A 22,661-nucleotide genomic window follows, 5' to 3' on the forward strand; every position below is an offset into this window, starting at 1 on the left:
ATCCAGAGAATATCTGGATTAAATATCAACAATTAAGCGTCAGTTGGCGCGTCAGCTGAAGGTGCTGCTGCTTCCATTGCTTCTTTGATACTTAGACGTACGCGACCTTGACGGTCTACTTCTAGTACTTTAACTTTAACTTCTTGACCTTCAGATAGGTGATCTGTCACGTTATTTACGCGCTCAGTGCTGATCTGAGAGATATGCACTAGGCCATCTTTACCAGGAAGAATGTTAACAAATGCACCGAAATCAACGATACGTACCACTTTACCTTCGTAGATAGTACCTACTTCAAGTTCAGCTGTTAATTGCTCAATACGGCTGATTGCATTTGCTGCGCTTTCACCGTCTGTTGCTGCGATTTTGATTGTGCCATCATCACCGATTTCAATCGTAGTCCCTGTCTCTTCAGTAAGTTGACGAATAGTTGCGCCACCTTTACCGATAACTTCAGCGATTTTCTTCTGTGGTATCTTCATTGTGTAGATACGTGGAGCAAACATTGAAAGCTCTTCAGATGGTGCAGAAATCGCTTCGTCCATCACACCTAGGATGTGTAAACGTGCAGCTTTTGCTTGTTTAAGCGCAATTTGCATGATTTCTTGCGTGATACCTTCAATTTTGATATCCATTTGTAGTGCAGTAATACCTGCAGCAGTACCGGCTACTTTAAAGTCCATGTCACCTAAGTGATCTTCATCACCTAAGATATCAGAAAGAACTACGAATTTTTCGTCTTCTTTAACTAGACCCATCGCGATACCTGCAACAGATGCTTTAATTGGCACACCCGCATTCATAAGTGCAAGTGAAGTACCACAAACAGAAGCCATTGAAGATGAACCGTTTGATTCAGTGATCTCAGATACCACACGGATTGAGTAAGGGAACTCAGTCAATGTAGGCATTACAGCTTGGATACCACGCTTAGCTAGGTTACCGTGGCCGATTTCACGACGCTTAGGAGAACCTACAAAACCTGTTTCACCTACGCAGAACGGAGGGAAGTTGTAGTTAAGCATAAAGTGGTTTTTGTGTGTACCAGTTAAATCGTCGATTAACTGTGAATCACGTTCTGTACCAAGTGTAGCAGTTACAAGTGCTTGAGTTTCACCACGAGTAAAGATTGCAGAGCCGTGAGTACGTGGCAATACGCCAGTCATTACGTCAAGTGCACGGATCATGTCTGGTTCACGACCATCGATACGTTTTTCGCCAGCAGTGATGCGGCCACGAACGATTTTCTTCTCAAGAGAACCGAATACTTTACCCACTTCTTGCTTGTCTAGTGACTCGCCTTCAGCAAGTTCAGCTGTTAATACCGCAACAACTTCATCTTTTGCAGCGCCAAGTGCTTCTTTACGAGCCACTTTATCAGTGATTCGGTAAGCTTCGCCTACTTTACCAGCTGCGATTGCTGCTACTTTATCTTCTAAAGCAACGTTTTTCTCAGGAGCAGCCCAATCCCATGTAGGTTTGCCAGCTTCTGCTTTGAATTCGTTGATTGCGTTGATGATCGCTTGAGATTGCTCATGACCATAAACAACGGCACCTAGCATTACGTCTTCAGCAAGTACGTCAGCTTCTGATTCAACCATAAGTACTGCGTTATCAGTACCAGCAACAACTAAATCAAGTTGGCTTTCTTCAAGCTCTTTTAGTGTTGGGTTAAGTACGTATTCACCGTTGATGTAACCAACGCGCGCTGCACCAATTGGGCCACTGAATGGGATACCAGAGATAGCAAGTGCTGCTGAAGTACCAATCATCGCAACCATATCAGGTTGGATTTCAGGGTTAACAGAAACAACCGTTGCGATAACTTGTACTTCGTTTACAAAACCATTTGGGAAAAGTGGACGAATTGGACGGTCAATAAGACGTGCAATAAGTGTTTCACCGTCGTTAGGACGACCTTCACGCTTTAAGAAACCACCAGGGATACGACCTGCAGCGTACATACGCTCTTGGTAGTTAACGGTAAGTGGGAAAAAATCTTGGCCTGGTTGTGCTTCACGCTTACCAACAACCGTTACTAATACTGATGTGTCGCCAATGCTTGCTAGTACTGCGCCGTCAGCTTGACGTGCGATAGCACCTGTTTCTAGGGTAACTGTATGTTGACCTAGTTGAAATTCTTTAATAATTGCTTGCACTTAAAATGTTCCTTAAATGTATTCTAATAAGTTGTCATCAAAGTACCAATTACAGTACATAATTGTATTCAGTTGGAAATCAATTAAGTACTACAATTGGCAATGATGCGAATAAGCGTAGATAAACCTTTTTATCTACGCGCATAGTATATAACAAAGTAATGCAAAATTGCGAGTCCACGACTTAGATAAAACTAACCGCATTAGACTCTTTGTGTTATCTAGTTTTACTGTACTGGGTTATGGGGATTTTATTTGATTATTCAAGCAGTTTAATTATTAATCGCAGGGGTATTTCGGGCACAAAAAAAGGAGCTAAAAAGCTCCTTTTTAAGAAATCTAGTTCTTAGCGACGTAGGCCAAGTTCTTGGATTAACGCAGTATAACGTGCAATGTCTTTACCTTTAAGGTAATCAAGCAGTTTACGGCGAGTGCTTACTTTACGAAGCAGACCACGACGTGAGTGGAAGTCATGCTTGTGATCAGCAAAGTGACCTTGAAGCTTGTTGATATCAAAAGTTAAAAGTGCAACTTGTACTTCAGGTGAACCAGTGTCGCCTTCTGCACGTGCGAATTTTGCGATGATATCGATTTTTTCTTGATTGCTTAGTGACATAGTAACTCCAAAAATAAAATTTAAAAGGTGTCTTAGCCGATCACTAATTCAGCCAAAACGATTAGCGGGCGTATTCTACCAGCTACGGCAATAACTACAAGGGAAACTTTACTCGCTTGCTTCTTGTTGATTTGATAAGCCGCGCTTTGACTTCAAATAACCATCTGCATTTTTTTCGCCAGTGCCAATAAACACACCATCTGCCAGCACTTTAATAGCGCCTTCAGGTAGTTCTACACCAAGCACCACAGCCTGCCCATGACTAAAAGAAATCCCCTGCTCTTTGCTTATTTCAACCACAGGTAAGTCAACTAAAGCGGTATCCATAGGCAGTAACAGCTCATCAAGGTAAGTCGATGGGCTAATATCTTCTGCTTTGGTTTTTGCTAATAAAGTTTCAAGTTGCTCAAGCGAGACCATTTTATCAGCAGGGTAATGCCCAACTGCACTGCGGTGCAGCATGATCACATGCGCGCCACAGCCTAGGTTTTCACCTAAGTCATCAACGATGGTACGAATGTATGTCCCTTTTGATACGTGGGCGGTCATTTGCACTTCATTGTTCACTTCGTCAAACTCATCAAGCGTTAAACTAAATACATTGATTTTTCGGCACTTGCGAGGAACTTCAATGCCTTCACGGGCGTATTTATATAACGGTTTACCTTGATACTTAAGCGCTGAATACATTGATGGATACTGGTCTGATTCGCCTAAAAACTTAGCAATTTCAGCGCTAAGTTGCGCAGCCGTTACATTGACTTCTTTAGTGCTAACAATCTCACCATCAGAATCTGATGTCGTTGTTCTTTCACCTAATTTAGCGCGTACCACATAAGTTTTATCAGTATCGAGTAAAAACTGGGTAAACTTAGTGGCTTCACCAAAACAAATTGGCAGCATGCCAGTGGCTAAAGGATCAAGCGCGCCAGTGTGCCCCGCTTTTTGCGCAAAATACACGCCTTTAGCTTGTTGTAACGCTTTATTTGATGAAATGCCTATTGCTTTGTTTAACAACAAAATACCGTCAACTGGGCGGCCTTTACTGCGCTTTGCCATCTGTATTTGTGCCTTCTTCGCTATCTGTTTGATCTTGGCTATCTACCTCATCTGCATCAGGTACATGCTTTGCATTGTCTTCACGAATGATAGAGTCGACAAGGTTTGAAATACGCATGCCTTCCATCAGTGAATTATCAACCACGAACTTGAGCTCAGGCATAATACGGGCGCGAATACGCTTACCAAGTAATGAGCGGATATAACCTGTCGCTTCATTTAATACTTTAGCGCTTTGCTTTGCAGCATCTTCATCTTGGGTGTTAAACACAGTAATAAAGATTTTTGCGTAAGATAAATCACGTGATACTTCAACAGCCGAGACTGTCACCATACCTAAACGTGGATCTTTAATTTCACGTTGCAAAATAACAGCAATCTCTTTTTGGATTTGCTGAGCAACACGATCTGTACGAGAAAACTCTCTCATTATACTCTACTCTAAATTTATAACTCATTGAGAAATATAAATAAGTTATTTAAATAATGAATACACAAATGGGGGCTGAGCCCCCATTTATCATCTTAGCTTACGAACAATTAAAGTGTACGTTGTACTTCAACTGTTTCGAATACTTCGATTTGGTCACCAACGCGAACGTCGTTATAGTTCTTAACGCCGATACCACATTCCATGCCGTTACGAACATCAGCAACGTCGTCTTTAAAGCGACGAAGTGACTCAAGTTCACCTTCATAGATAACCACGTTATCACGAAGTACACGGATTGGTGCGCTACGTTTAACAACACCTTCAGTAACCATACAACCGGCGATTGCGCCAATCTTAGGTGACTTGAACACGTCACGTACTTCAGCAAGACCAATGATCTCTTGTTTAAACTCAGGTGCTAACATACCTGACATAGCTTGCTTAACTTCGTCAATCAAGCTGTAGATAACGCTGTAGTAACGTAAATCTAAGTTTTCAGACTCAATTACTTTACGCGCTGAAGCATCAGCACGAACGTTAAAGCCAACGACGATTGCATTAGAGGCTGCTGCAAGTGTTGCATCAGTTTCTGTGATACCACCTACGCCAGAACCAACAATCTTCACTTTAACTTCGTCAGTAGAAAGTTTAGTCAATGAATCAGAGATTGCTTCGATTGAACCTTGTACGTCAGCTTTAAGTACCACGTTAACTTCTGATACATCGCCATCAGTCATGTTAGTAAACATGTTTTCAAGCTTCGCTTTTTGTTGACGCGCTAGTTTAACATCGCGGAACTTACCTTGACGATAAAGAGCAACTTCACGGGCTTTACGCTCGTCTTTAACAACGGTTGCTTCATCACCTGCCGCTGGAATACCAGAAAGACCTAAAATTTCAACCGGAATTGAAGGACCTGCAGACTTGATGTCTTTACCGTTTTCATCGCGCATTGCACGAACACGGCCATACTCAAGACCACATAATACGATGTCACCTTGGTTAAGCGTACCTGATTGTACAAGTACAGACGCTACTGGACCACGACCTTTATCAAGACGCGATTCAATAACAACACCAGCCGCCATACCCACACTTGGTGCAGTTAGCTCTAAAAGCTCAGCTTGCATTAATACAGCTTCTAACAGCTCATCAATACCTAAACCAGTTTTAGCTGAAATATGCACGTATTGTGTATCACCGCCCCACTCTTCTGGGATAACGTCTAGTTGAGCTAGCTCGTTTTTAACGCGATCTGGGTCTACGCCTTCTTTATCCATTTTGTTCACAGCGATGATTAAAGGAACGCCAGCTGCACGCGCATGCTGTACCGCTTCTTTAGTTTGTGGCATCACACCATCATCTGCTGCAACCACTAGGATTACGATATCGGTTGCTTTCGCACCACGAGCACGCATTGACGTAAACGCCGCGTGACCAGGAGTATCTAAGAAGGTGATCATGTTGCCATTAACATCAACATGATAAGCACCAATGTGCTGAGTAATACCACCGGCTTCGCCAGAGGCTACTTTTGCAGAACGAATATAATCTAGTGTTGACGTTTTACCATGGTCAACGTGACCCATTACAGTCACTACTGGCGCACGTGGCTCAGACTTACCATCTTCATGGCGGTCATTAAGAACGGTTTGCTCTAATTCGTTTTCTTTAACAATGATAACCTTGTGACCCATTTCTTCTGCAACAAGTTGCGCAGCTTCTTGGTCAATCACTTGGTTAATGGTAACCATGTCACCCATTTTCATCATTGTTTTTACAACTTCAGCGCCTTTCACAGCCATGCGCGATGCAAGCTCAGCAACTGTAATTGTTTCGCTAATACGCACTTCGTTTTTCACATCAACTGTTGGTTTTTGGAAACCGTGTTGTAGTGAAGCAGGTGCTTTTAGCTTGCTTTTCTTGCCTCTTGAAGGAACGAATTTCTCTTTCGCTGGGGCTTTTTTCTTTTTCTTCGCACGGCGTGCGCCTTGCTCATCACGGGCATCAGCAACATCTTCTGCTTCACGTGCGTAAGTTGAAGTCGTAAGGTGGTGATCAGCGGTTTCTTCACGCTTCTTACGTTCTTCTTCTTCTTTCTTCCAGCGAGCTGAATTTTCTTCTGCTAGCTTTCTTGCCTCTTCTGCTTGACGTTTCGCTTCTTCTTCAGCTTTCTTCAATGCGGCCTCTTCTGCTTCTTTTTGCAGACGCTCAGCTTCAACGCGGTCTTTTTCAGATTTAGCGCTTTGTTCTGGAGTCATCTGCTTCTGTTTTGCTGCACGTTCAGCATCTGCTTTACGTTTAGCTTCTTCTTTCGCTTTACGGTCAGCCTCTTCTTTGGCTTTACGTTCAGCGTCTTGTTTTGCTTTTAGCTCAGCTGCTTCTTTTGCAGCTTGTTGCTCTTGCTCACGGCGTGCGGCTTCTTCAGCTGCAATGCGTGCTTGCTCTTGTTCTTGCTCAACAGCACTTTTCTTCACGTAAGTACGTGTTTTACGTACTTCAACTTGTACTGACTTTGCTTGACCCGTAGAGCCTGTCACACTAAGTGTGCTTTTGCTTTTACGTTGCAAGGTCATGCGTGCTGGGCCATCTGAGCCTGTGCCGCCGTGTTGCTTGCTTAAGTGATCAAGTAACGTTGCTTTTTCAGCTTCAGTTACATTATCACCCGCTTGCTTAGTGATACCGGCTTGCGATAATTGTTGAAGCAATTTATCAACAGTTGTACCGATATCCCCGGCTAGTTTTTCAACATTTACTTCTGCCATAGTCTCTAATACCTCCGTTAATAAATTACTCGTCTGCGAACCAACAAATGTTACGCGCAGCCATAATGAGCTTACCAGCTTCTTCAGGAGAAACTTCTGTGATATCGACTAATTCATCAATACCTTGCTCAGCTAAATCTTCAAGCGTTACTACACCTTTACTTGCCATAACAAACGCAAGGTGACGCTCTAACCCTTCAAGTGCTAATAAGTCTTCAGCAGGCTCAGCACCGTCTAGGCTTTCTTCTGTCTTCAATGCTTTAGTTGTTAGTGCATCTTTAGCACGTGAACGTAACACATCAACTGTTTCTTCATCTAGACCATCAATTTCTAAGAATTCAGACGCAGGAACATAGGCAACTTCTTCAAGGGTCGAGAAACCTTCATTGATAAGTAGCGTTGCAAAATCTTCGTCGATGTCTAAGTTTTCTGTGAATAAGTTAATTAACTTATCAGATTCCGCTTCGTTCTTAGTGCGCATCTCTTCAACAGTCATTACGTTCAATTCCCAACCAGTTAACTGGCTAGCAAGACGTACGTTTTGACCGTTACGGCCAATGGCTTGTGCCAGGTTATCTGCTTCAACAGCGATATCCATTGAATGGGTGTCTTCATCCATAACAATTGACGCAACTTCAGCTGGAGACATTGCATTAATAACAAATTGTGCTGGGTTGTCATCGTAAAGTACGATATCAACACGCTCACCACCGAGCTCGGTAGATACAGCTTGCACACGTGCACCACGCATACCAACACACGCACCAATTGGGTCGATACGTTTGTCGTTAGATTTAACTGCGATTTTAGCACGCGAGCCTGGATCACGCGCTGCGGCACGTAATTCAATCATTTCTTCGCCAATTTCTGGCACCTCAATACGGAACAATTCCATCAGCATTTCAGGCTTAGAACGCGTTACAAATAACTGTGCACCACGCGCATCTGGTTTTACTTCGTAAAGTAAGCCACGAATACGGTCGCCAGGACGGAAGTTTTCACGTGGCAGCATGTCATCACGGTAAATAACCGCTTCAGCATTGTTACCTAAATCAAGTACGATTGCGTCACGGGTTGCTTTTTTAACAACACCGGTTACCAGCTCGCCTTGTTGATCTTTATACGCTTCAACAACTAATGCACGCTCAGCTTCACGTACTTTCTGTACGATTACTTGCTTTGCCATTTGCGTCGTAATACGGTCAAATTTAATTGACTCGATTTGCTCTTCAATGAAATCACCAATCTTAAGATCAGGATCATCAACTTGTGCAGCTTCTAAAGTAATTTCGCTGTATGGGTGCTCTAATGAGCCATCTTCAAGTACTTCTGCAATCTGCCAACGACGGTAAGTGTCGTAGTCACCTGTTTTACGGTCAATTGCAACACGTACTTCAATTTCACCCGTGTGTTTTTTCTTAGTCGCTGTCGCTAATGCGAACTCTAACGCTTCGAAAATCTTTTCTTTTGGAACCGCTTTCTCATTGGAAACGGCTTCAGCAACCAATAATATCTCTTTTGCCATGGGTTATGCCTCGCTTGCCCTATTCCTTCGCACTCGAATTAAAACTTTGCGATTATGTTCGCACGTTCAATGTTACTGAGCATGATGAAGTGTTCAGTGCCGTCACTTGAAAGTGTGATCATATCACTGCTAACTGATACTAAATCGCCTTTAAAATTACGGCGACCATCTTGTGGAAGTTTAGTACGCACGCGTACTTCCTCTCCTTGTGCCTTCTCGTAGTGATCTTGTTTGAATAATAGACGATCAACACCAGGAGACGATACTTCCAAATCATATTCATTTGTAATTGGGTCTTCGACATCTAAAATCGCGCTTATTTGACGACTTGCATCAGCACAATTATCAACCGAAATCCCCGCTTCATGATCGATATAGACCCTAAGCGTAGAATGGCGACCCGCTTGCACAAACTCTAGACCATGTAATTCAAAGCCTAACATCTCAACTGACGGTGAAAGCATGGTTAATAAATCTTGCTCAAGTTTTGTCACGAAAATCCTCCATACAAACAAAAAAAGGGCTAATAGCCCTAAAATACTTAGCTTATTCCTTGATTTAAAATCAAGTGGTGCAGATACAACAACGCCCCGAACCAAGCGGGGCGTCACACCTAAAGCATAAAACTGTGTGGCCATGGGCCAAGCTTGGTTGCGGGTAGCTAACGCCACCTAAATAAACCCAAAGGCTTAAACGCAAAACGCGCATTACATAGAATGCGCGACTTCAAATCAGTAACTAAAATCGCTACTCATAAGTATGGCAACAAGATCTTAAAATCGTAAAAACGACTAACTTGCCTTAAGAACTTGGTTGCGGGAGCCGGATTTGAACCGACGACCTTCGGGTTATGAGCCCGACGAGCTACCAGGCTGCTCCATCCCGCGCCAACTGGTATCAAAGATACCTGCTTAGCTAATCAACTAAGCTAAACAATGGCGGCTATTATAGAGAGGCTTGGCATAATTAGCAACCAAAAACTGGTAAAGAATACCTAGACTATAAAGTGCAAGATTACTCGCCTGTACAATTAGCTAACAAGAACTCCCACTGTAGGCGCATTTGATTAAAGAAGTCATGACCCTAGATAATGCATTTTTTTCTAGATTTAGTTACCCTTTGCAGCCCAGCGTCTATACTTAGGCATCAACAGCAGTCTGCATCGTTTAGATTTTTAAGAGGGCTTATTATGGGTGTATCAGCTCATCATCAAAAAATATTGTTGCAGAGCATAGCAATAATAAAACCCAACTTTCACTGTTTTACAGTCACTTTTCATGTACAACTTAAGCGTCAAGCACTGACTATGCAATGGCCAAGTAGCCAGGAAATAAGTGAAAAAAGTTATTTATTGTACTGTTCATTAGAACGTACGATCACCCACTTAGACTGCTTATTGTCAGTCCTACCTTTCGTTCAGCACCATGCTAACATGTTAAGCAAAAGCGGTCTCACAAGTCAGGATGTGGATTTACTGGGCGATGCGTTTATCGCAGCACTAAAAATTCATTTGGGCAGCGAATTTACGCCAAGGTTAGAAAACGCTTGGAGATATGCCGTTAGGATGTTTAAAAGCATCGTAAAAAGCTACTTGTTTAATAGCAATAACATTGTTGCTATTAATAAGTCAGTGCAACAGCAAATGAGTTCATAACACACCCAGTGCTTATTGCAAAGTCGCTAGCTCTTGTAATAAACGGTCTATTTGGCGCTGCTCAACATCGATTAGCGTGGCATATTTTGACGTTAACGCGGTCATTTTTCGAGACAGCGAATTATCAAATGTGGCATCCGTTAAATTATTCGGTTGCTCGCTGGCTTGAGCCTCAAGCACTGCTATTTGCTTATCCATTTGCGCTTGGTAAGTATCTATTTTTGATTGTCTTTGTTCAATATCTCGTTTAATTTCTTGCACGCGAATAAACGAATCAATATCTTTACTTTGGGTTGACTGCTCATCAATCTCTGAGCTGCTTTTCACGCTTTGCAAAGCCAGCCTTTCTTTTGACAGACGATCAATATCTCGCTGCTCACGCTCAATTAACACATTATAACGCTCTGAAACACTGGCCATTTGATTCGCGATTGCCGTTTCTTTTTTGGCGCCCGATAAATTATTTAGTTGCGCATCAGATTGGTCCGTTAACCCGGCGATCTCTTCATTCATTTTTTCGCTAAGCGTATCTATTTTATCTTGGTGCTGTTGGATATCCGCATCTATTTGCTTAGTGCGAATATACGTATCCACTTCCGTGGTATCCATATCCCCGTGAGTAACAATACTACTGGGCACGGCTGGGTTTTGCTCTTTGACAGTTATAAGTTTTGCATCATCACCACATGGAAATTGGCTAAACTCCACCACGCCATTTTTTTCACATTGATAAACGCTCGCATGTAGCGGCGCAATAAAACAGAGGGTAATACAACAAGGTAAAATAATATTTAGTTTTTGAGCGATATACGGATATTTACTCACAGATTGGCATTCCTTTGTTTACGTAGTGCTACTTATATAGCACGGCTATCTGCATTAATAAATGCGATCTAAGCGACTATTTAGTGCGTATAGGTTTATTTTAGGCAGAATTCATGATCTATAAAACGCTGCGGTTTATTTTTGGTGACCAACTCAATGCCAGCCACAGTTGGTATAAAGAAGCAAATCAAACACAATATCTTTATGTTATTGCTGAATTAAAACAAGAAACTGATTATGTAAAACATCATATACAAAAAGTGGCAGCGTTTTTTGCAGCCATGGAGAACTTTGCCGCTGCACTCAAACAAGCCCAATTAAATGTCCTTCATTTAACCCTTGATGATACCCGAGACGATGCTTGTCTCAGCTCATTGCTAACCCGTTTAGCTGAGCAATATCAATGCCAGCAAATTCAATATCAATACCCTGATGAATATCGTCTGCAGCAACAAATGCGGCAATTTAAATCAAGCAGTAACTTAATAATCAGTGGCTACGATAGCGAACATTTTTTATTACCTTATGCTGAGATCAGCGACCATTTTACAAAAGACAAACATGTGAAAATGGAGTTTTTTTATCGCATGATGCGTAAGCGCTTTAATATTTTGATGCAAGATAATGCCCCACAAGGCGGACAATGGAATTTTGATCAAGACAACCGTAACAAATTAAAAAAAACCGATTTAGCCGCCATCCCAGAACCAAAAATATTCTCCAATAATATTGAAGCTATTTTACAACGCATCAAAAAGCATCACGTAAATACCTTTGGCGACTGCTCGGCAACCTTGTTATGGCCAACCAGTCGCGCGCAAGCAAAACAATTACTCGATTACTTCTGTACCCAGCTGCTGCCCTACTTTGGGCAATTTCAAGATGCGATGACCTGCCAGAGCGAGAGTAAATGGAGCTTATACCATAGTCGATTATCGTTTGCGCTGAACACTAAAATGTTGCATCCAATGCACGTAATTAAGCAAGTACTCGCTGAATTTTCAACACGCCAAGATCAGATCAACCTTGCTCAAGTTGAAGGATTTATTAGACAGATTTTAGGTTGGCGAGAGTACGTTAGAGGAATTTTTTGCAAAATATGCCTGATTACGCAACTAAGAATGAGCTGGATGCTAACCGCGCAATACCGGATTATTTTTGGAGTGGCAAAACAAAAATGAACTGCATGAAGCAGGCTATCACGCAAAGCTTAGAAACCGCCTATGCGCATCATATACAACGGTTAATGATCACCGGTAATTTTTGCTTATTAACCGGTATTCAACCAAATGATGTTGATCAATGGTATTTAGGCATTTACATCGATGCCATTGAATGGGTGGAAATGCCCAACACTCGTGGTATGAGTCAATTTGCTGATGGTGGTCTTATCGCCACAAAACCATACGCTGCAAGCGGTAACTACATAAATAAAATGAGTGATTACTGCAAAAGCTGCCACTACAAAGTACAGCAAAAAACGCAGGCCACCGCCTGCCCGTTTAACAGCTTATATTGGCAATTTATGCACACCCATGAAGCGCGCTTAGCGCACAATCCCCGTATTGGTATGGTCTATAAAAATTGGCAAAAACAGGACACAGCTCAACAGCAAGCCATTCTTAATAGAGCGCAGTGGTGCCTAGATAATATAGAAAAACTCTAACACTTAAGTATCAAAATAGGTAATATTGTTAAATAAATGTTTAATTAATTTGTCATTATAGTGTAACTACTCTACTTTCTAATATCGGTACTTACTCCACAACACTATGAGAACATAATGAAAAAACTATTACCTGCGTTATTATTACTCAGCGCAAGCCAAGTAAACGCGTTTAGCCAAGAAACCCACAAGCGCATTGTTATTGATGCCGTAAATTACATGCAGCAACACCCGAGCAGCACGCAATTTTCGGCGTTAAGTCGCTATGCACAACAAAATAGTATGACCATCACACAGCTTGCCGAGGTGTTAGGTCAAGCCGCCTATGATGTAGATGACTTTGAAGATACGTTCTTTTGTGGGGCTGTAACTGGTTCATGTGTACAAGCTCCGGTCTGGGGAGCAGCTGAAAGTATTGTTAAATACACAAGTTATTGGCATTTTCAAAATCATACCCAAGGAGCTGATCAACATGGCAATGATTTTGGTGGCTATAACTATCAAAAACTAACTGTGTGGGGCACCATTGATAACTTGGCCTCTGCGTGGTTAAAAGGTGATTACCTAGATGATGGCAATGGCGGCGAAACGGGCTGGTTTAATGCTGATTCATCAAAGTACAACAGCTATGGGATAACCGAGGCCAATTACCGCATTGACAGTCAATCAAATTACAACATGTATGATGACTTTGAAGACATGCCATTTCAACCCATTGATAATTTAGGCCAATATTGGTATCAAAGCTATTTGCAAAGTGGCAACCCGCAAGTGTTAGGCTTTGTTTTTCATACCACTGACTTACTACAACCACATCATACTTGGACTACATCAGATCTCAATCATTCAAGCTGGGAAAGCTGGGTGAAAGATTACTACGATCAGGAACAGCTAAACGATTCAGCCTTGATCACACAAGCTATGCAAACATTCTCACCACTGGATATAAACAGCCAAGACGTACGCCCTTTACTAACACAAGGCGGCGCATTTTCTTACGCCCAAGGCGGTATTGTGCTTAATTCAGAAGATCATTACGACCGTTTAGATACCGCAAAACAAGTGATCCCACATGCGATTGCGATGGTTGTTCACTTACTTAACCATGCCATGGTAGCACGCCAATGAAAGCGATGAAGGCCGCTATTTTGTTATTGTTAGGATTGCTTTATAGCAGCCTAACAATGGCATCATTTAACCAATACACTGACGCTGAAGTGCGTTTAATGCAGCAAATCTATCAGCAAGGCAATACCAACTTTAGCTTTAAAGAAGTGCGTAAGCGTTTGTTTGAAAATCAATTTTTATTATCTCAAGCAGAGCAACTGATGCCAGAACTGGTTGTACGCCAAGCGGCTGTCGGTTTTAGTACGCAGTACCATGTTGAGCGTTATTTAATGACCATTTTTGACTCCGTGCAAAATTCGCCAACGCGCAGAATTAAAGAGCTTAACTTCACACTGTATAATAGCCAATGGCTAATTCAAGCATTGCCTAACTACCCTGCAGATGGCCGATACAACGCAGCGCAAATAGCTAAAATGCAAGCGACAGATCTCCGCTCACTTTTTGCAAAACCCATGGACCTCTATGAGTTTATTGCTCCTTTATCTATGCAAGTGCGTTTTCGGCTGCACCAAGGTGACAGTGACCTATTTAAAGCTGAAGTGATAAAGAAACTGCAGTTTGAGGCTGCGCTGCTAAATGCAACGCCGCTGCTTGTTAAGCAAGGGATCAACTTAACTCATCTTGAGGAATTGGCTAAAGGCGAAATTTTACGCCCTTCAATTCAAAGTTGGTTAGGTGTTAAAAACATGATGCATGTACAAAGCCCGTTGCTGGAAAACCTTGAACAGCAAGTATCAGAACAACAAATAAACACTTATTACCAAGCAAATAAAGCCCGCTTTAAATACCTCAGTGAAGTGACAGCTCAAGGCGTGATGTTTACACAACGCGATCAGGCGGTGCGTTTTAGAAACGCGGCCCTTAGCAGTTCATTTGCAGATGCACTGACTAGATCACAGCAGCAGGATATTTATGCTCAATACCACAACCGACTAACTCGAAAAAATAACAGTAATTGGGCTGTGCAATTAGCTTTTACACAACAAGCTGGTGAATTGTCACCGGTGATCCGCTCTCCCGAAGGCTTGTGGGTGGTTATAATAAGTAATGCTCAGCAATATAGTTATTTTACTGTCTACGACGAAACAGTTCGCTACCAAGCAAAAAAAGCGATTGCAATACACCAAGCACAGCAACGTTATCAGCAAAGCTGGCAGAATTGGCAACAACAGCATGCGGTTAATTTATGAATAGAAAAACAATCTTCCTGATCGCTGGCATCGCTTGTATCGGTTTTATAATCATTAATTTAGCAACAAAGCCAAACAATGAAAAAGCCCCGACCCGCCCGACTGCTAGCTTATCCGCTTCAACTCCTGCCAACTCGGTAAACACAGCGGCTCTATCAGCAAAACTAACTCCCAGTAATGCAGCTAAAGCAGTGATTGATAGTCAAGCGAGTGCGAAAACGACTACCTCGCAGCAAATCCCCCCTATTACTACACCAGAAATCACCACACCAGAATATACCACACCAGAATACCTGCCAGTCATCGCAAAAAGTCCCACCAGAGCAGCTCAGTACCAAGGTGAATTAAGTGATCACCAAGCGTACAACAAATTTCATCAGCAGCAACAAACTCAACTTGAGCAACGCTTTGTCGTTGCAGCGGATGAAAAAATTGCACACTTAGAAAACTTACTTGAAAAAGGCCGCCAGCAAGGGCTTTCACAACAGCAACTGCAAGTAGCCATTGATAAAATTACTGCATTAAAGCGCATGCAAGCGACGTTAATTAAGCAGCCATAAAAAAGCCGCCTCAATTGAGGCGGCTAAAAATAACAATTAAATCAGGGGAAAAATAATGTCAAAGGGTTGGTTATTTACCTTCTAGCAAGTTGCCACTGCCAATTTCAATTTTGCGTGGTTTAAGTGCCTCTGGGATCTCACGTTGTAAATCGATGCTGAGTAAGCCATTTGCTAAATCTGCGCCGAGTACTTTTACGTGGTCGCCTAGCTGAAATTTGCGTTCAAAATTACGCTCGGCAATGCCTTGATGAATAAATTTACGTTCTGCGCCTTCATCTTTATTGGCTTTAATGCCCGCTACTTTTAAGGTGTTGTTTTCTGACTCAATAGTCAGCTCATTATCACTAAAACCGGCAACAGCCATAGTGATGCGATATTTGTCTTTATCAAGTGCTTCGATGTTGTAAGGAGGAAAGCTTGGCTGCTTGTCAGTGCGAGCCGCCGCATCCATTAAAGATGCTAAATGATCGAAACCAATGAATGAACGATAAAGTGGTGATAAGTCTACTGTACGCATAATAATATCCTCATATTTAAGCGATATTTTGCATGGGCTTTTCGGTTGAACAAGCACAAACAAAGTTTAATTAATAATATAAATTTCAATAACTTCTATTTATTAAGGACCCATCAGGCGTCCTCATTTAACTATATATGGACGGCAAAATTGTTTTCAAGATTATTTTTCAAAAAAATTTAAAAATCTTCAAAATACGCTTTTGCCTACACAATAGATAAGGGTAGAAGATTTGCTTTTCAAGTCTATAAAGAGTACTTAGGAGCATTAGCTTTAGAGGTCCTAATGAAAAAAATAGCAAGTTTGTTAGTAAACATCATAATCTTAGCTGTGGTATTTTTTGCCGTAACGACTTATCAGCAACGCAATTTACTCAGCTCTGATCACAGCCCTGCGCCATATTTTAATTTACCTATGCTCAATGACGCAGACCAACGTATTGATATTGCTATGCTCAAAGGCAAAACGACCGTCGTTTATTTTTTTGCACCATGGTGCACTATTTGTCGTTATAGCATGCCAAATCTAGAAGCCGCGTTACTCGATTCTGATATCAATGCAATTGGTATTGCACTTGATTATAAAAATGAGCAAGAAGTTGCACAGTTTATTAGCGAACTTAAGCTAACAATGCCCATTTTACTCGGCGATAGAAACACGCAAAGTAATTATAAAATCACCGCCTTTCCTACTTATTATGTGCTCAATGAGCAACTACAAATAACCGCACGTGCAATGGGCTATTCCAGTGAATTAGGAATAAACTTGCGCTCAAGTAACTAAAAAATGGAACACGCCAATCGTTTTTTTACACTGTATATTTTTAGTAGGTTCGTTATTATAGGTTTAAATTAAATCGAGGAGAGCGATATGTTAACTGTAATTTTTGGCCGTGAAGGCTGCCCTTTTTGTGTTCGCGCAAAAGATGTTGCCGAAAAATTGGCAAATGAACGCGATGATTTTAAATATCGCTATGTTGATATTATTAAAGAGGGCGTAAGTAAAGCCGATTTAGAACAATCAGCTGGCAAGCCTTGTCCAACTGTGCCACAAATCTTTGTAGACCAACAGCACATCGGCGGTTTCACTGAATTTGAAGCCTATGCAAAACAGAATCTTGGACTTTATCAATAAGTTCTGTATCAAATTTGTTAATCAATTTGATTTACCCAAAATCAAATTGATTAAATTATGACCAACATCAACTACATAGAAATTAGTTGTAATTTATACAAGCATTTGCCTCGTAAATCCTATACAATGCGCGCCTCTTTAAATTCGTTGAGGCGTATTAATGTCAGAACCAGTCACGTTTGAATCTCTAAATCTTTCTCCTGCAATTTTGAAGGCAGTTGAAGAGTTGGGTTACAAGACACCATCTGAAATCCAAGCTCAATGTATACCGTTATTGCTAGAAAGAAAGGACGTACTGGGACTAGCTCAAACGGGTACAGGTAAAACCGCAGCATTTGCACTGCCATTACTTAATAATATTGACCCGTCTGTGAAGCAGCCACAGATCCTTGTTCTCACACCAACCCGTGAGCTTGCGATCCAAGTAGCTGAGGCATTCGAACAATATGCTAAACACACTCGTGGTGTTGAAGTGTTGGCACTTTATGGTGGCCAAAGCTACAGCATCCAATTAAGTGCACTTCGTCGTGGCGCGCAAATTATTGTCGCTACTCCAGGTCGCTTAATCGATCACATTAACCGCGGTACAATCAAGTTCGACAGCTTACAAGCGCTTGTTCTTGATGAAGCCGATGAAATGTTACGTATGGGCTTTATCGATGATGTTGAAAACATCATGGAAAAAACACCGCGCGAAAAGCAAACATGTCTTTTCTCTGCGACTATGCCTAAGCAAATTCAAAACATCAGCAGCAAATATATGAATAACCCTGAACAGGTTCATATCTCTGCGCGTAACTCAACAGTATCATCTGTTGAACAAGTGTTTTGGAATGCAAGCGTACACAAAAATAAAGCGATTGTTCGTTTCTTAGAAGCAGAACAATACGAAGGTGCTATTGTTTTCGTACGTACACGTAACGATACAGTACAACTTGCTGAGTTATTAGAGCGCGAAGGTTTCTCTGCAGCTCCGCTTAACGGTGACATGAACCAGCAAGCACGTGAACGCACTGTTGATCGCTTAAAAAGCGGCATGCTGAACATTGTTATCGCAACAGACGTTGCGGCACGTGGTCTAGATGTTGACCGTTTAAGCCTTGTTATCAACTACGACATTCCGCAAGACTCTGAAGCCTACGTTCACCGTATCGGCCGTACAGGTCGTGCTGGTCGTACTGGTAAAGCGATTCTTTTCGTAAAACATAACGAACGTTATTTACTTAAAAATATCATTCGTCATACGAATTCAGATATTGCACAAGTTGAATTACCAACGGCTAAAATTGTTGAAGAAAAACGTATTGCTGCGTTACAAGCTAAGCTTACTATCGCGCTTGAAAACAAAGACATTACTTTCTTCAATGAAGTTGCTGCAAATATGGCGCAAAAGCTTGAACTTGCTCCTGAAGACCTAGCCGGTGCGTTACTGTGTTTAGCACAGCAACAATCACCAATTAAGGTTGAAGAAGTTAAAATTCAGCAACGTGAGCGTAGCGAACGCAATGACCGTAACCCACGTAATGATCGTGGTGACCGTGGTCGTCGTAACGAGCGCAGCGAACGCCCTGCTCGTGACCGTGATGCAAAACCTCGTGAGCGTAACAGCCGTGATGCAGGTCCTATGGATACATACCGTATCGAAGTAGGTCGTGAACATGGTGTTCAGGTTAAGAACATTGTTGGTGCAATTGCTAACGAAGCTGATATCTCAAGCAAGTTTATTGGTGACATTCGTCTTCACGACAGTCACAGTACGGTACAATTACCGCAAAACATGCCTAAAGATGTATTAGATCATTTCCAAAAAGTGTTTATATGTAAACGCCCAATGGGTATGACACTAACACAAGCTGAAGCAGCTTCTGAGCGCCCAGAGCGCAGCGAACGCCCAGCTGGTGATAAGAAACGCAGCTTTAATAAAGATGACAGCCCACGCGGTGATAAGCGTAGCGGTCCTCGTAAAGAACGTCGCCCAGTAAGCTTCACAGCTAAATAAGCAACGCTTCTTTAATAAAAAAACCTTGCCACGAAAGTGCCAAGGTTTTTTTGTTTTTGGCGCAGCGTTACAGCAGTAAATCTCAACCCTAGGTAAAACTCACTTTATTACTTGTAATAGTATGTAATGTTTAATGGTGATTTTCTCAGCTATAAAGTTTGTGGAATAAGGAATACTTCTTTATTCAAGTTAATACTCAGCAAACTTAAAATGGAGATTTATCATGTCAAATACACTTACTATACTTCCGAATCCAAAAACAATCTTAGTCGCGAATACGACTCCTGCGAATACAACCGCGCTTGCATCAACTGAAGCGGAAACTTGGCAGATCTCGGAAAAGAAAGGGACTATTTCAGGTGTCGGGGTAACGGTATCCGGTGCAGGTGCTTGGGCAAAAATGTCTGGCTCGTTTGATTTTTCGATTGTAAATCTAGAAAGCTCTCGCACCTATCAAAAAATGGTGTCTGAATACAGTATCTCAGGGGGTGTTAGTGGCTTTTGGGGCTGGCTTGGTTTCGGCGCAAATGCCGAAACGCACAAGCAAGAAATCAAAGAAGCAATGCAAGAACTTAGTCAACAGCAAAAAGTTAACGGCTCTGTAGATGTTGATCTTATGGTAACCGGTTTGATCCCAGGCTTTGAAGTAAGTGCTACAGCGTATATTCTGGTACTACAGATCCAAAGCTCTTCTGGTGCTACATATAATATTGCTTCATCAACAAGCCCATCGACAGATGTTGGCGCACAAGATCAAAACCAGCAGAACCTGCCTACTTCAAATAATAATTCAACTATCAGCCTATAAATATAAAATCTAAGATCATCAAAGTAACAATGCTTTGGTGATCTTCTACTTATCAACACACGCAAACTGCTAGTTAAGGAACAACCATGAGACTCTTTACAGCACTACTACTTATTATATTTACTTTAGCTGTTAAGGCTAATCCTGCGGTAATATCAGCCATAAATGATAACTTAAGTTCTACAGTCTGGACGGATAACTTTAAAATCAGTTTAGCTTTTACTGATACCAGCTATGAAATACAAGAGACAAGCGTTACCCCCTCTCCTTTTGTGATCAATAGGAAAGATAATCTTATTTTCTCTACTTTTACCAGTTTCAGTGATCAAAAAGAAATAATCATTAAAGATATTACCGGGGACGGTCTACCAGACATACGTATAACAAATATGCTCGATAAAAATGGTGGCGTTATATCCACCACTACAGAAAAAATTATAATTAGCTATGAGAAATGAAGTTAATCTAATGCCTAAAATATAATAATCCACTCAAACAAGTTTTTAGAGTCTGTTGACCTCTCAGAATTGTACACCAGATAAATACCGAAATGTTTATCACAATTTAAAACAAAAAAGCCTCACTTCATTTTAATTGTGAGGCTTCCTGTTTAAGTTAATTTGAGTACCTACTATGGCGCGACTGCTGGGTAGACGTAACTGGCATCTAAACCTAGCGGAATACCAAGTGCCCAGTAGCCGAGTAGAAATAAACTCCAACCGATTAAAAAGGCGATTGAATACGGCAGCATCATCGCGATAAGCGTCCCGATACCGGTGCCTTTGACATATTTTTGGCAGTACACCACGACTAATGGGAAATACGGCATTAAAGGAGTAATGATATTTGAGCTTGAATCACCGACCCGATAAGCCGCTTGGGTTAAATCTGGCGAGATCCCTAGTTGCATCAACATAGGTACAAATACAGGGCCTAACAGAGCCCATTTAGCTGAACTTGAACCAACAAATAGGTTTACAAATGCTGTTAAAAATATAATTCCAACAACGGTTACCGCACTCGGTAATTGCATGGCTTTTAACAGCTGTGCTCCTTCAATTGCCAATAATGCGCCTAAGTTAGATTTACTAAAGGCTGCAATAAACAAGGCACAGAAGAACGCCATTACAATGTAATACGCCATGCCGCTCATTGCTTTGCTCATGGCATCTATCATATCTTTAGAGCTTTTAAAGGTGCCGACGGTAAAACCATAAACTGCACCAGGTATCCAAAACAGTAGAAAAATTAGCGGCACGATAGATTGCATTAAAGGCGAGCGAAAGTTAGTTAGCGAGCCATCAGCGCTGCGCATTGCTGAATCGGCAGGCGCTGACACAAACGCTAATAATGCAAGGCCTGCGACCATTACAGCACTTGCAATAAAAAATGCGCGTTTTTCGTCACTACGGGCATCTTCAAACGCAGGTAAGTCTTCTTTGTTACCATCCAAATCGGTATTTTTTAACCGTGGTTCAATAATTTTATCGGTGATATACCAGCCTAATAAAACAATAAATAGACTAGAGGCTGAGGTAAACGCCCAGTTATTAAGCGGGTTAATCGACATCGCTGGGTTGATAATTTGGGCTGCACTTTGGGTAAAGCTTTGCAGTAATGGATCGATCCCTGATGGAATAAAATTAGCACCAAAGCCACCACTTACTCCAGCAAAGGCGGCGGCAATACCTGCAAGTGGATGACGTCCTGCGGCATAAAAAATAACCCCAGCTAGTGGAATAACTAACACGTAACCCGCATCAGTTGCGGTATGGCTGACAATAGCAACGAGGATAATTGAAGGGGTAAGTAATTGCTTAGGTGTTACTTTAAGCATTAACTTTAAACCGGTATTGATAAAACCAGAATGTTCAGCCACACCTACACCTAGCATAGCCACTAACACCACGCCCAGTGGCGCAAAGCCAGTAAAGGTTTTTACCATTGACGATAAAAAGGTGGCTAATGAGTCACTTGCTAACATATTATTGATTATGATGGCTTCGCCAGTACGCGGATCGATAGCGTCAAAATTGACACCCGATAACCACCATGACAACAACCAAATTAGTAACATGGCAAATAAAAAGATAATTGCCGGATCAGGTAGCTTGTTGCCCACCCGCTCTACAAAGTTTAAAAATCGTGCAACTAGCCCTACCGGCATTGCTGCATCATTGTTATTATTCATTTCGCTTGTTCCCTAGAATTAATACTTAGCTACATTACCGTAAATGCTGCTTTAGGTAAATTTTAAGTGAATAGAAAATATTCTTTTTAGGGACATTATTATATCGAGCGCACAAAAAAACGGCTAAAGAGCCGTTTTTTGTGCATGAGCTGAGTATTAAGCCAAAGCTTTTACTTCATCCCATAATCTTACGACAAGGGTTTTATCTTCTTCATTAAGCTCGCCGTTGCGATACGCTTTCACTAAGCTTTTTTCAACGGTTTCGTTAAGCTCATCAATTTCAAGGTTCAGTTCTTCAACTTGCGCATAACCTACCGCTAAATCAAAATGGCCTCGTAAATAACCACCAGCAAATAACTCATCATCAGTAGCTTTGATCACTAAGTCATCAAAATACTGTTGGGCTGCATCAATATAATTTAATAAACTCAC

Annotated in this window: 20 protein-coding genes, 1 tRNA gene and 1 pseudogene; 10 read left to right on the top strand and 12 right to left on the bottom strand. The window is 41.6% G+C overall.

Going from position 1 to position 22,661, the window contains the following annotated elements:
• Positions 1–32: 32 nt before the first annotated feature.
• The 8 genes from pnp to V7783_RS00645 all read right to left on the bottom strand — a co-directional run bounded on the left by pnp (position 33) and on the right by V7783_RS00645 (position 9,444).
• Positions 33–2,159: a polyribonucleotide nucleotidyltransferase gene (pnp, locus tag V7783_RS00610; RefSeq protein ID WP_335677081.1), complete on the bottom strand. Its 2,127-nt coding sequence runs from the start codon at positions 2,157–2,159 to the stop codon at positions 33–35.
• 346 nt (positions 2,160–2,505) lie between these two features.
• Positions 2,506–2,775: a 30S ribosomal protein S15 gene (rpsO, locus tag V7783_RS00615; protein ID WP_016707659.1), complete on the bottom strand. Its 270-nt coding sequence runs from the start codon at positions 2,773–2,775 to the stop codon at positions 2,506–2,508.
• 108 nt (positions 2,776–2,883) lie between these two features.
• Positions 2,884–3,834 (bottom strand): tRNA pseudouridine(55) synthase TruB, encoded by a 951-nt coding sequence (gene truB / locus V7783_RS00620; protein WP_335677082.1) that lies wholly within the window; start codon positions 3,832–3,834, stop codon positions 2,884–2,886.
• Positions 3,818–4,264 (bottom strand): 30S ribosome-binding factor RbfA, encoded by a 447-nt coding sequence (gene rbfA, locus V7783_RS00625; RefSeq protein ID WP_335677083.1) that lies wholly within the window; start codon positions 4,262–4,264, stop codon positions 3,818–3,820. Before rbfA ends, truB begins: the two co-directional genes overlap by 17 nt.
• A gap of 110 nt (positions 4,265–4,374) precedes the next feature.
• Positions 4,375–7,032, bottom strand: coding sequence for a translation initiation factor IF-2 (infB, locus tag V7783_RS00630; RefSeq protein ID WP_064667627.1), 2,658 nt, complete (start codon positions 7,030–7,032; stop codon positions 4,375–4,377).
• 25 nt (positions 7,033–7,057) lie between these two features.
• Positions 7,058–8,557 (bottom strand): transcription termination factor NusA, encoded by a 1,500-nt coding sequence (nusA, locus tag V7783_RS00635; protein WP_335677084.1) that lies wholly within the window; start codon positions 8,555–8,557, stop codon positions 7,058–7,060.
• A 38-nt stretch (positions 8,558–8,595) separates the two neighbouring features.
• Positions 8,596–9,051 carry a ribosome maturation factor RimP gene (gene rimP, locus V7783_RS00640; RefSeq protein WP_335677085.1) on the bottom strand — a complete coding sequence of 152 codons (456 nt, stop codon included), beginning with the start codon at positions 9,049–9,051 and terminating at the stop codon, positions 8,596–8,598.
• A gap of 316 nt (positions 9,052–9,367) precedes the next feature.
• A tRNA-Met gene (locus tag V7783_RS00645) sits at positions 9,368–9,444 on the bottom strand.
• A gap of 302 nt (positions 9,445–9,746) precedes the next feature.
• Between V7783_RS00645 and V7783_RS00650 the strand changes: the two genes are divergently transcribed.
• Positions 9,747–10,211, top strand: coding sequence for a globin (locus tag V7783_RS00650; protein WP_335677086.1), 465 nt, complete (start codon positions 9,747–9,749; stop codon positions 10,209–10,211).
• A 12-nt stretch (positions 10,212–10,223) separates the two neighbouring features.
• Here V7783_RS00650 and V7783_RS00655 read toward each other — a convergent pair whose 3' ends face one another.
• Positions 10,224–11,036 carry a DUF4124 domain-containing protein gene (locus V7783_RS00655; RefSeq protein ID WP_335677087.1) on the bottom strand — a complete coding sequence of 271 codons (813 nt, stop codon included), beginning with the start codon at positions 11,034–11,036 and terminating at the stop codon, positions 10,224–10,226.
• Between the two features lie 113 nt (positions 11,037–11,149).
• Between V7783_RS00655 and V7783_RS00660 the strand changes: the two are divergent.
• The 4 genes and pseudogenes from V7783_RS00660 (at position 11,150) to V7783_RS00675 (ending at position 15,580) form a co-directional block, all read left to right on the top strand.
• Positions 11,150–12,702, top strand: a pseudogene (locus tag V7783_RS00660) (cryptochrome/photolyase family protein).
• Between the two features lie 117 nt (positions 12,703–12,819).
• Positions 12,820–13,830: a phospholipase gene (locus V7783_RS00665; protein WP_335677088.1), complete on the top strand. Its 1,011-nt coding sequence runs from the start codon at positions 12,820–12,822 to the stop codon at positions 13,828–13,830.
• Positions 13,827–15,020, top strand: a complete 1,194-nt coding sequence (locus V7783_RS00670; protein ID WP_335677089.1) for a peptidylprolyl isomerase — start codon at positions 13,827–13,829, stop codon at positions 15,018–15,020. Before V7783_RS00665 ends, V7783_RS00670 begins: the two co-directional genes overlap by 4 nt.
• Positions 15,017–15,580: a hypothetical protein gene (locus tag V7783_RS00675; RefSeq protein ID WP_335677090.1), complete on the top strand. Its 564-nt coding sequence runs from the start codon at positions 15,017–15,019 to the stop codon at positions 15,578–15,580. The genes V7783_RS00670 and V7783_RS00675 overlap by 4 nt, the downstream gene beginning before the upstream one ends.
• Before the next feature lie 70 nt (positions 15,581–15,650).
• Here V7783_RS00675 and V7783_RS00680 read toward each other — a convergent pair whose 3' ends face one another.
• The gene (locus V7783_RS00680; RefSeq protein WP_335677091.1) at positions 15,651–16,097 is read right to left on the bottom strand and encodes an Hsp20 family protein; all 447 of its coding nucleotides are present in this window, start codon (positions 16,095–16,097) and stop codon (positions 15,651–15,653) included.
• A 285-nt stretch (positions 16,098–16,382) separates the two neighbouring features.
• Between V7783_RS00680 and V7783_RS00685 the strand changes: the two genes are divergently transcribed.
• The 5 genes from V7783_RS00685 (at position 16,383) to V7783_RS00705 (ending at position 20,496) form a co-directional block, all read left to right on the top strand.
• Positions 16,383–16,880 carry a TlpA family protein disulfide reductase gene (locus V7783_RS00685; RefSeq protein ID WP_335677092.1) on the top strand — a complete coding sequence of 166 codons (498 nt, stop codon included), beginning with the start codon at positions 16,383–16,385 and terminating at the stop codon, positions 16,878–16,880.
• Between the two features lie 87 nt (positions 16,881–16,967).
• Positions 16,968–17,231: a GrxA family glutaredoxin gene (locus V7783_RS00690; RefSeq protein WP_064667634.1), complete on the top strand. Its 264-nt coding sequence runs from the start codon at positions 16,968–16,970 to the stop codon at positions 17,229–17,231.
• A gap of 160 nt (positions 17,232–17,391) precedes the next feature.
• The gene (locus tag V7783_RS00695; protein WP_335677093.1) at positions 17,392–19,230 is read left to right on the top strand and encodes a DEAD/DEAH box helicase; all 1,839 of its coding nucleotides are present in this window, start codon (positions 17,392–17,394) and stop codon (positions 19,228–19,230) included.
• A 223-nt stretch (positions 19,231–19,453) separates the two neighbouring features.
• Positions 19,454–20,038, top strand: coding sequence for a hypothetical protein (locus V7783_RS00700; protein WP_208855847.1), 585 nt, complete (start codon positions 19,454–19,456; stop codon positions 20,036–20,038).
• 86 nt (positions 20,039–20,124) lie between these two features.
• Positions 20,125–20,496, top strand: coding sequence for a hypothetical protein (locus V7783_RS00705; RefSeq protein ID WP_283710438.1), 372 nt, complete (start codon positions 20,125–20,127; stop codon positions 20,494–20,496).
• 173 nt (positions 20,497–20,669) lie between these two features.
• Here the strand turns inward: V7783_RS00705 and V7783_RS00710 are convergent, their stop codons facing one another.
• Together V7783_RS00710 and V7783_RS00715 are read right to left on the bottom strand one after the other, a co-directional pair.
• The gene (locus tag V7783_RS00710) at positions 20,670–22,229 is read right to left on the bottom strand and encodes an AbgT family transporter (RefSeq protein ID WP_335677094.1); all 1,560 of its coding nucleotides are present in this window, start codon (positions 22,227–22,229) and stop codon (positions 20,670–20,672) included.
• Positions 22,230–22,385: 156 nt separating this feature from the next.
• A complete protein-coding gene (locus V7783_RS00715) occupies positions 22,386–22,661 on the bottom strand; it encodes a YfcL family protein (RefSeq protein WP_335677095.1) in 276 nt (91 codons plus the stop codon).

Source organism: Pseudoalteromonas sp. (assembly GCF_036960685.1).
Lineage (GTDB): Bacteria > Pseudomonadota > Gammaproteobacteria > Enterobacterales > Alteromonadaceae > Pseudoalteromonas.

What these genes read in the sequence shown, in the direction of transcription:
- V7783_RS00710 (WP_335677094.1), bottom strand. Translation starts at nt 22,229, where the DNA reads ATGAATAATAACAATGATGCAGCAATGCCGGTAGGGCTAGTTGCACGA.
- V7783_RS00700 (WP_208855847.1), top strand. Translation starts at nt 19,454, where the DNA reads ATGTCAAATACACTTACTATACTTCCGAATCCAAAAACAATCTTAGTC.
- V7783_RS00675 (WP_335677090.1), top strand. Translation starts at nt 15,017, where the DNA reads ATGAATAGAAAAACAATCTTCCTGATCGCTGGCATCGCTTGTATCGGT.
- rpsO (WP_016707659.1), bottom strand. Translation starts at nt 2,775, where the DNA reads ATGTCACTAAGCAATCAAGAAAAAATCGATATCATCGCAAAATTCGCA.
- V7783_RS00665 (WP_335677088.1), top strand. Translation starts at nt 12,820, where the DNA reads ATGAAAAAACTATTACCTGCGTTATTATTACTCAGCGCAAGCCAAGTA.
- infB (WP_064667627.1), bottom strand. Translation starts at nt 7,032, where the DNA reads ATGGCAGAAGTAAATGTTGAAAAACTAGCCGGGGATATCGGTACAACT.
- rbfA (WP_335677083.1), bottom strand. Translation starts at nt 4,264, where the DNA reads ATGAGAGAGTTTTCTCGTACAGATCGTGTTGCTCAGCAAATCCAAAAA.
- V7783_RS00670 (WP_335677089.1), top strand. Translation starts at nt 13,827, where the DNA reads ATGAAAGCGATGAAGGCCGCTATTTTGTTATTGTTAGGATTGCTTTAT.
- truB (WP_335677082.1), bottom strand. Translation starts at nt 3,834, where the DNA reads ATGGCAAAGCGCAGTAAAGGCCGCCCAGTTGACGGTATTTTGTTGTTA.
- V7783_RS00695 (WP_335677093.1), top strand. Translation starts at nt 17,392, where the DNA reads ATGTCAGAACCAGTCACGTTTGAATCTCTAAATCTTTCTCCTGCAATT.
- V7783_RS00680 (WP_335677091.1), bottom strand. Translation starts at nt 16,097, where the DNA reads ATGCGTACAGTAGACTTATCACCACTTTATCGTTCATTCATTGGTTTC.
- V7783_RS00705 (WP_283710438.1), top strand. Translation starts at nt 20,125, where the DNA reads ATGAGACTCTTTACAGCACTACTACTTATTATATTTACTTTAGCTGTT.
- V7783_RS00650 (WP_335677086.1), top strand. Translation starts at nt 9,747, where the DNA reads ATGGGTGTATCAGCTCATCATCAAAAAATATTGTTGCAGAGCATAGCA.
- nusA (WP_335677084.1), bottom strand. Translation starts at nt 8,557, where the DNA reads ATGGCAAAAGAGATATTATTGGTTGCTGAAGCCGTTTCCAATGAGAAA.
- V7783_RS00690 (WP_064667634.1), top strand. Translation starts at nt 16,968, where the DNA reads ATGTTAACTGTAATTTTTGGCCGTGAAGGCTGCCCTTTTTGTGTTCGC.
- V7783_RS00685 (WP_335677092.1), top strand. Translation starts at nt 16,383, where the DNA reads ATGAAAAAAATAGCAAGTTTGTTAGTAAACATCATAATCTTAGCTGTG.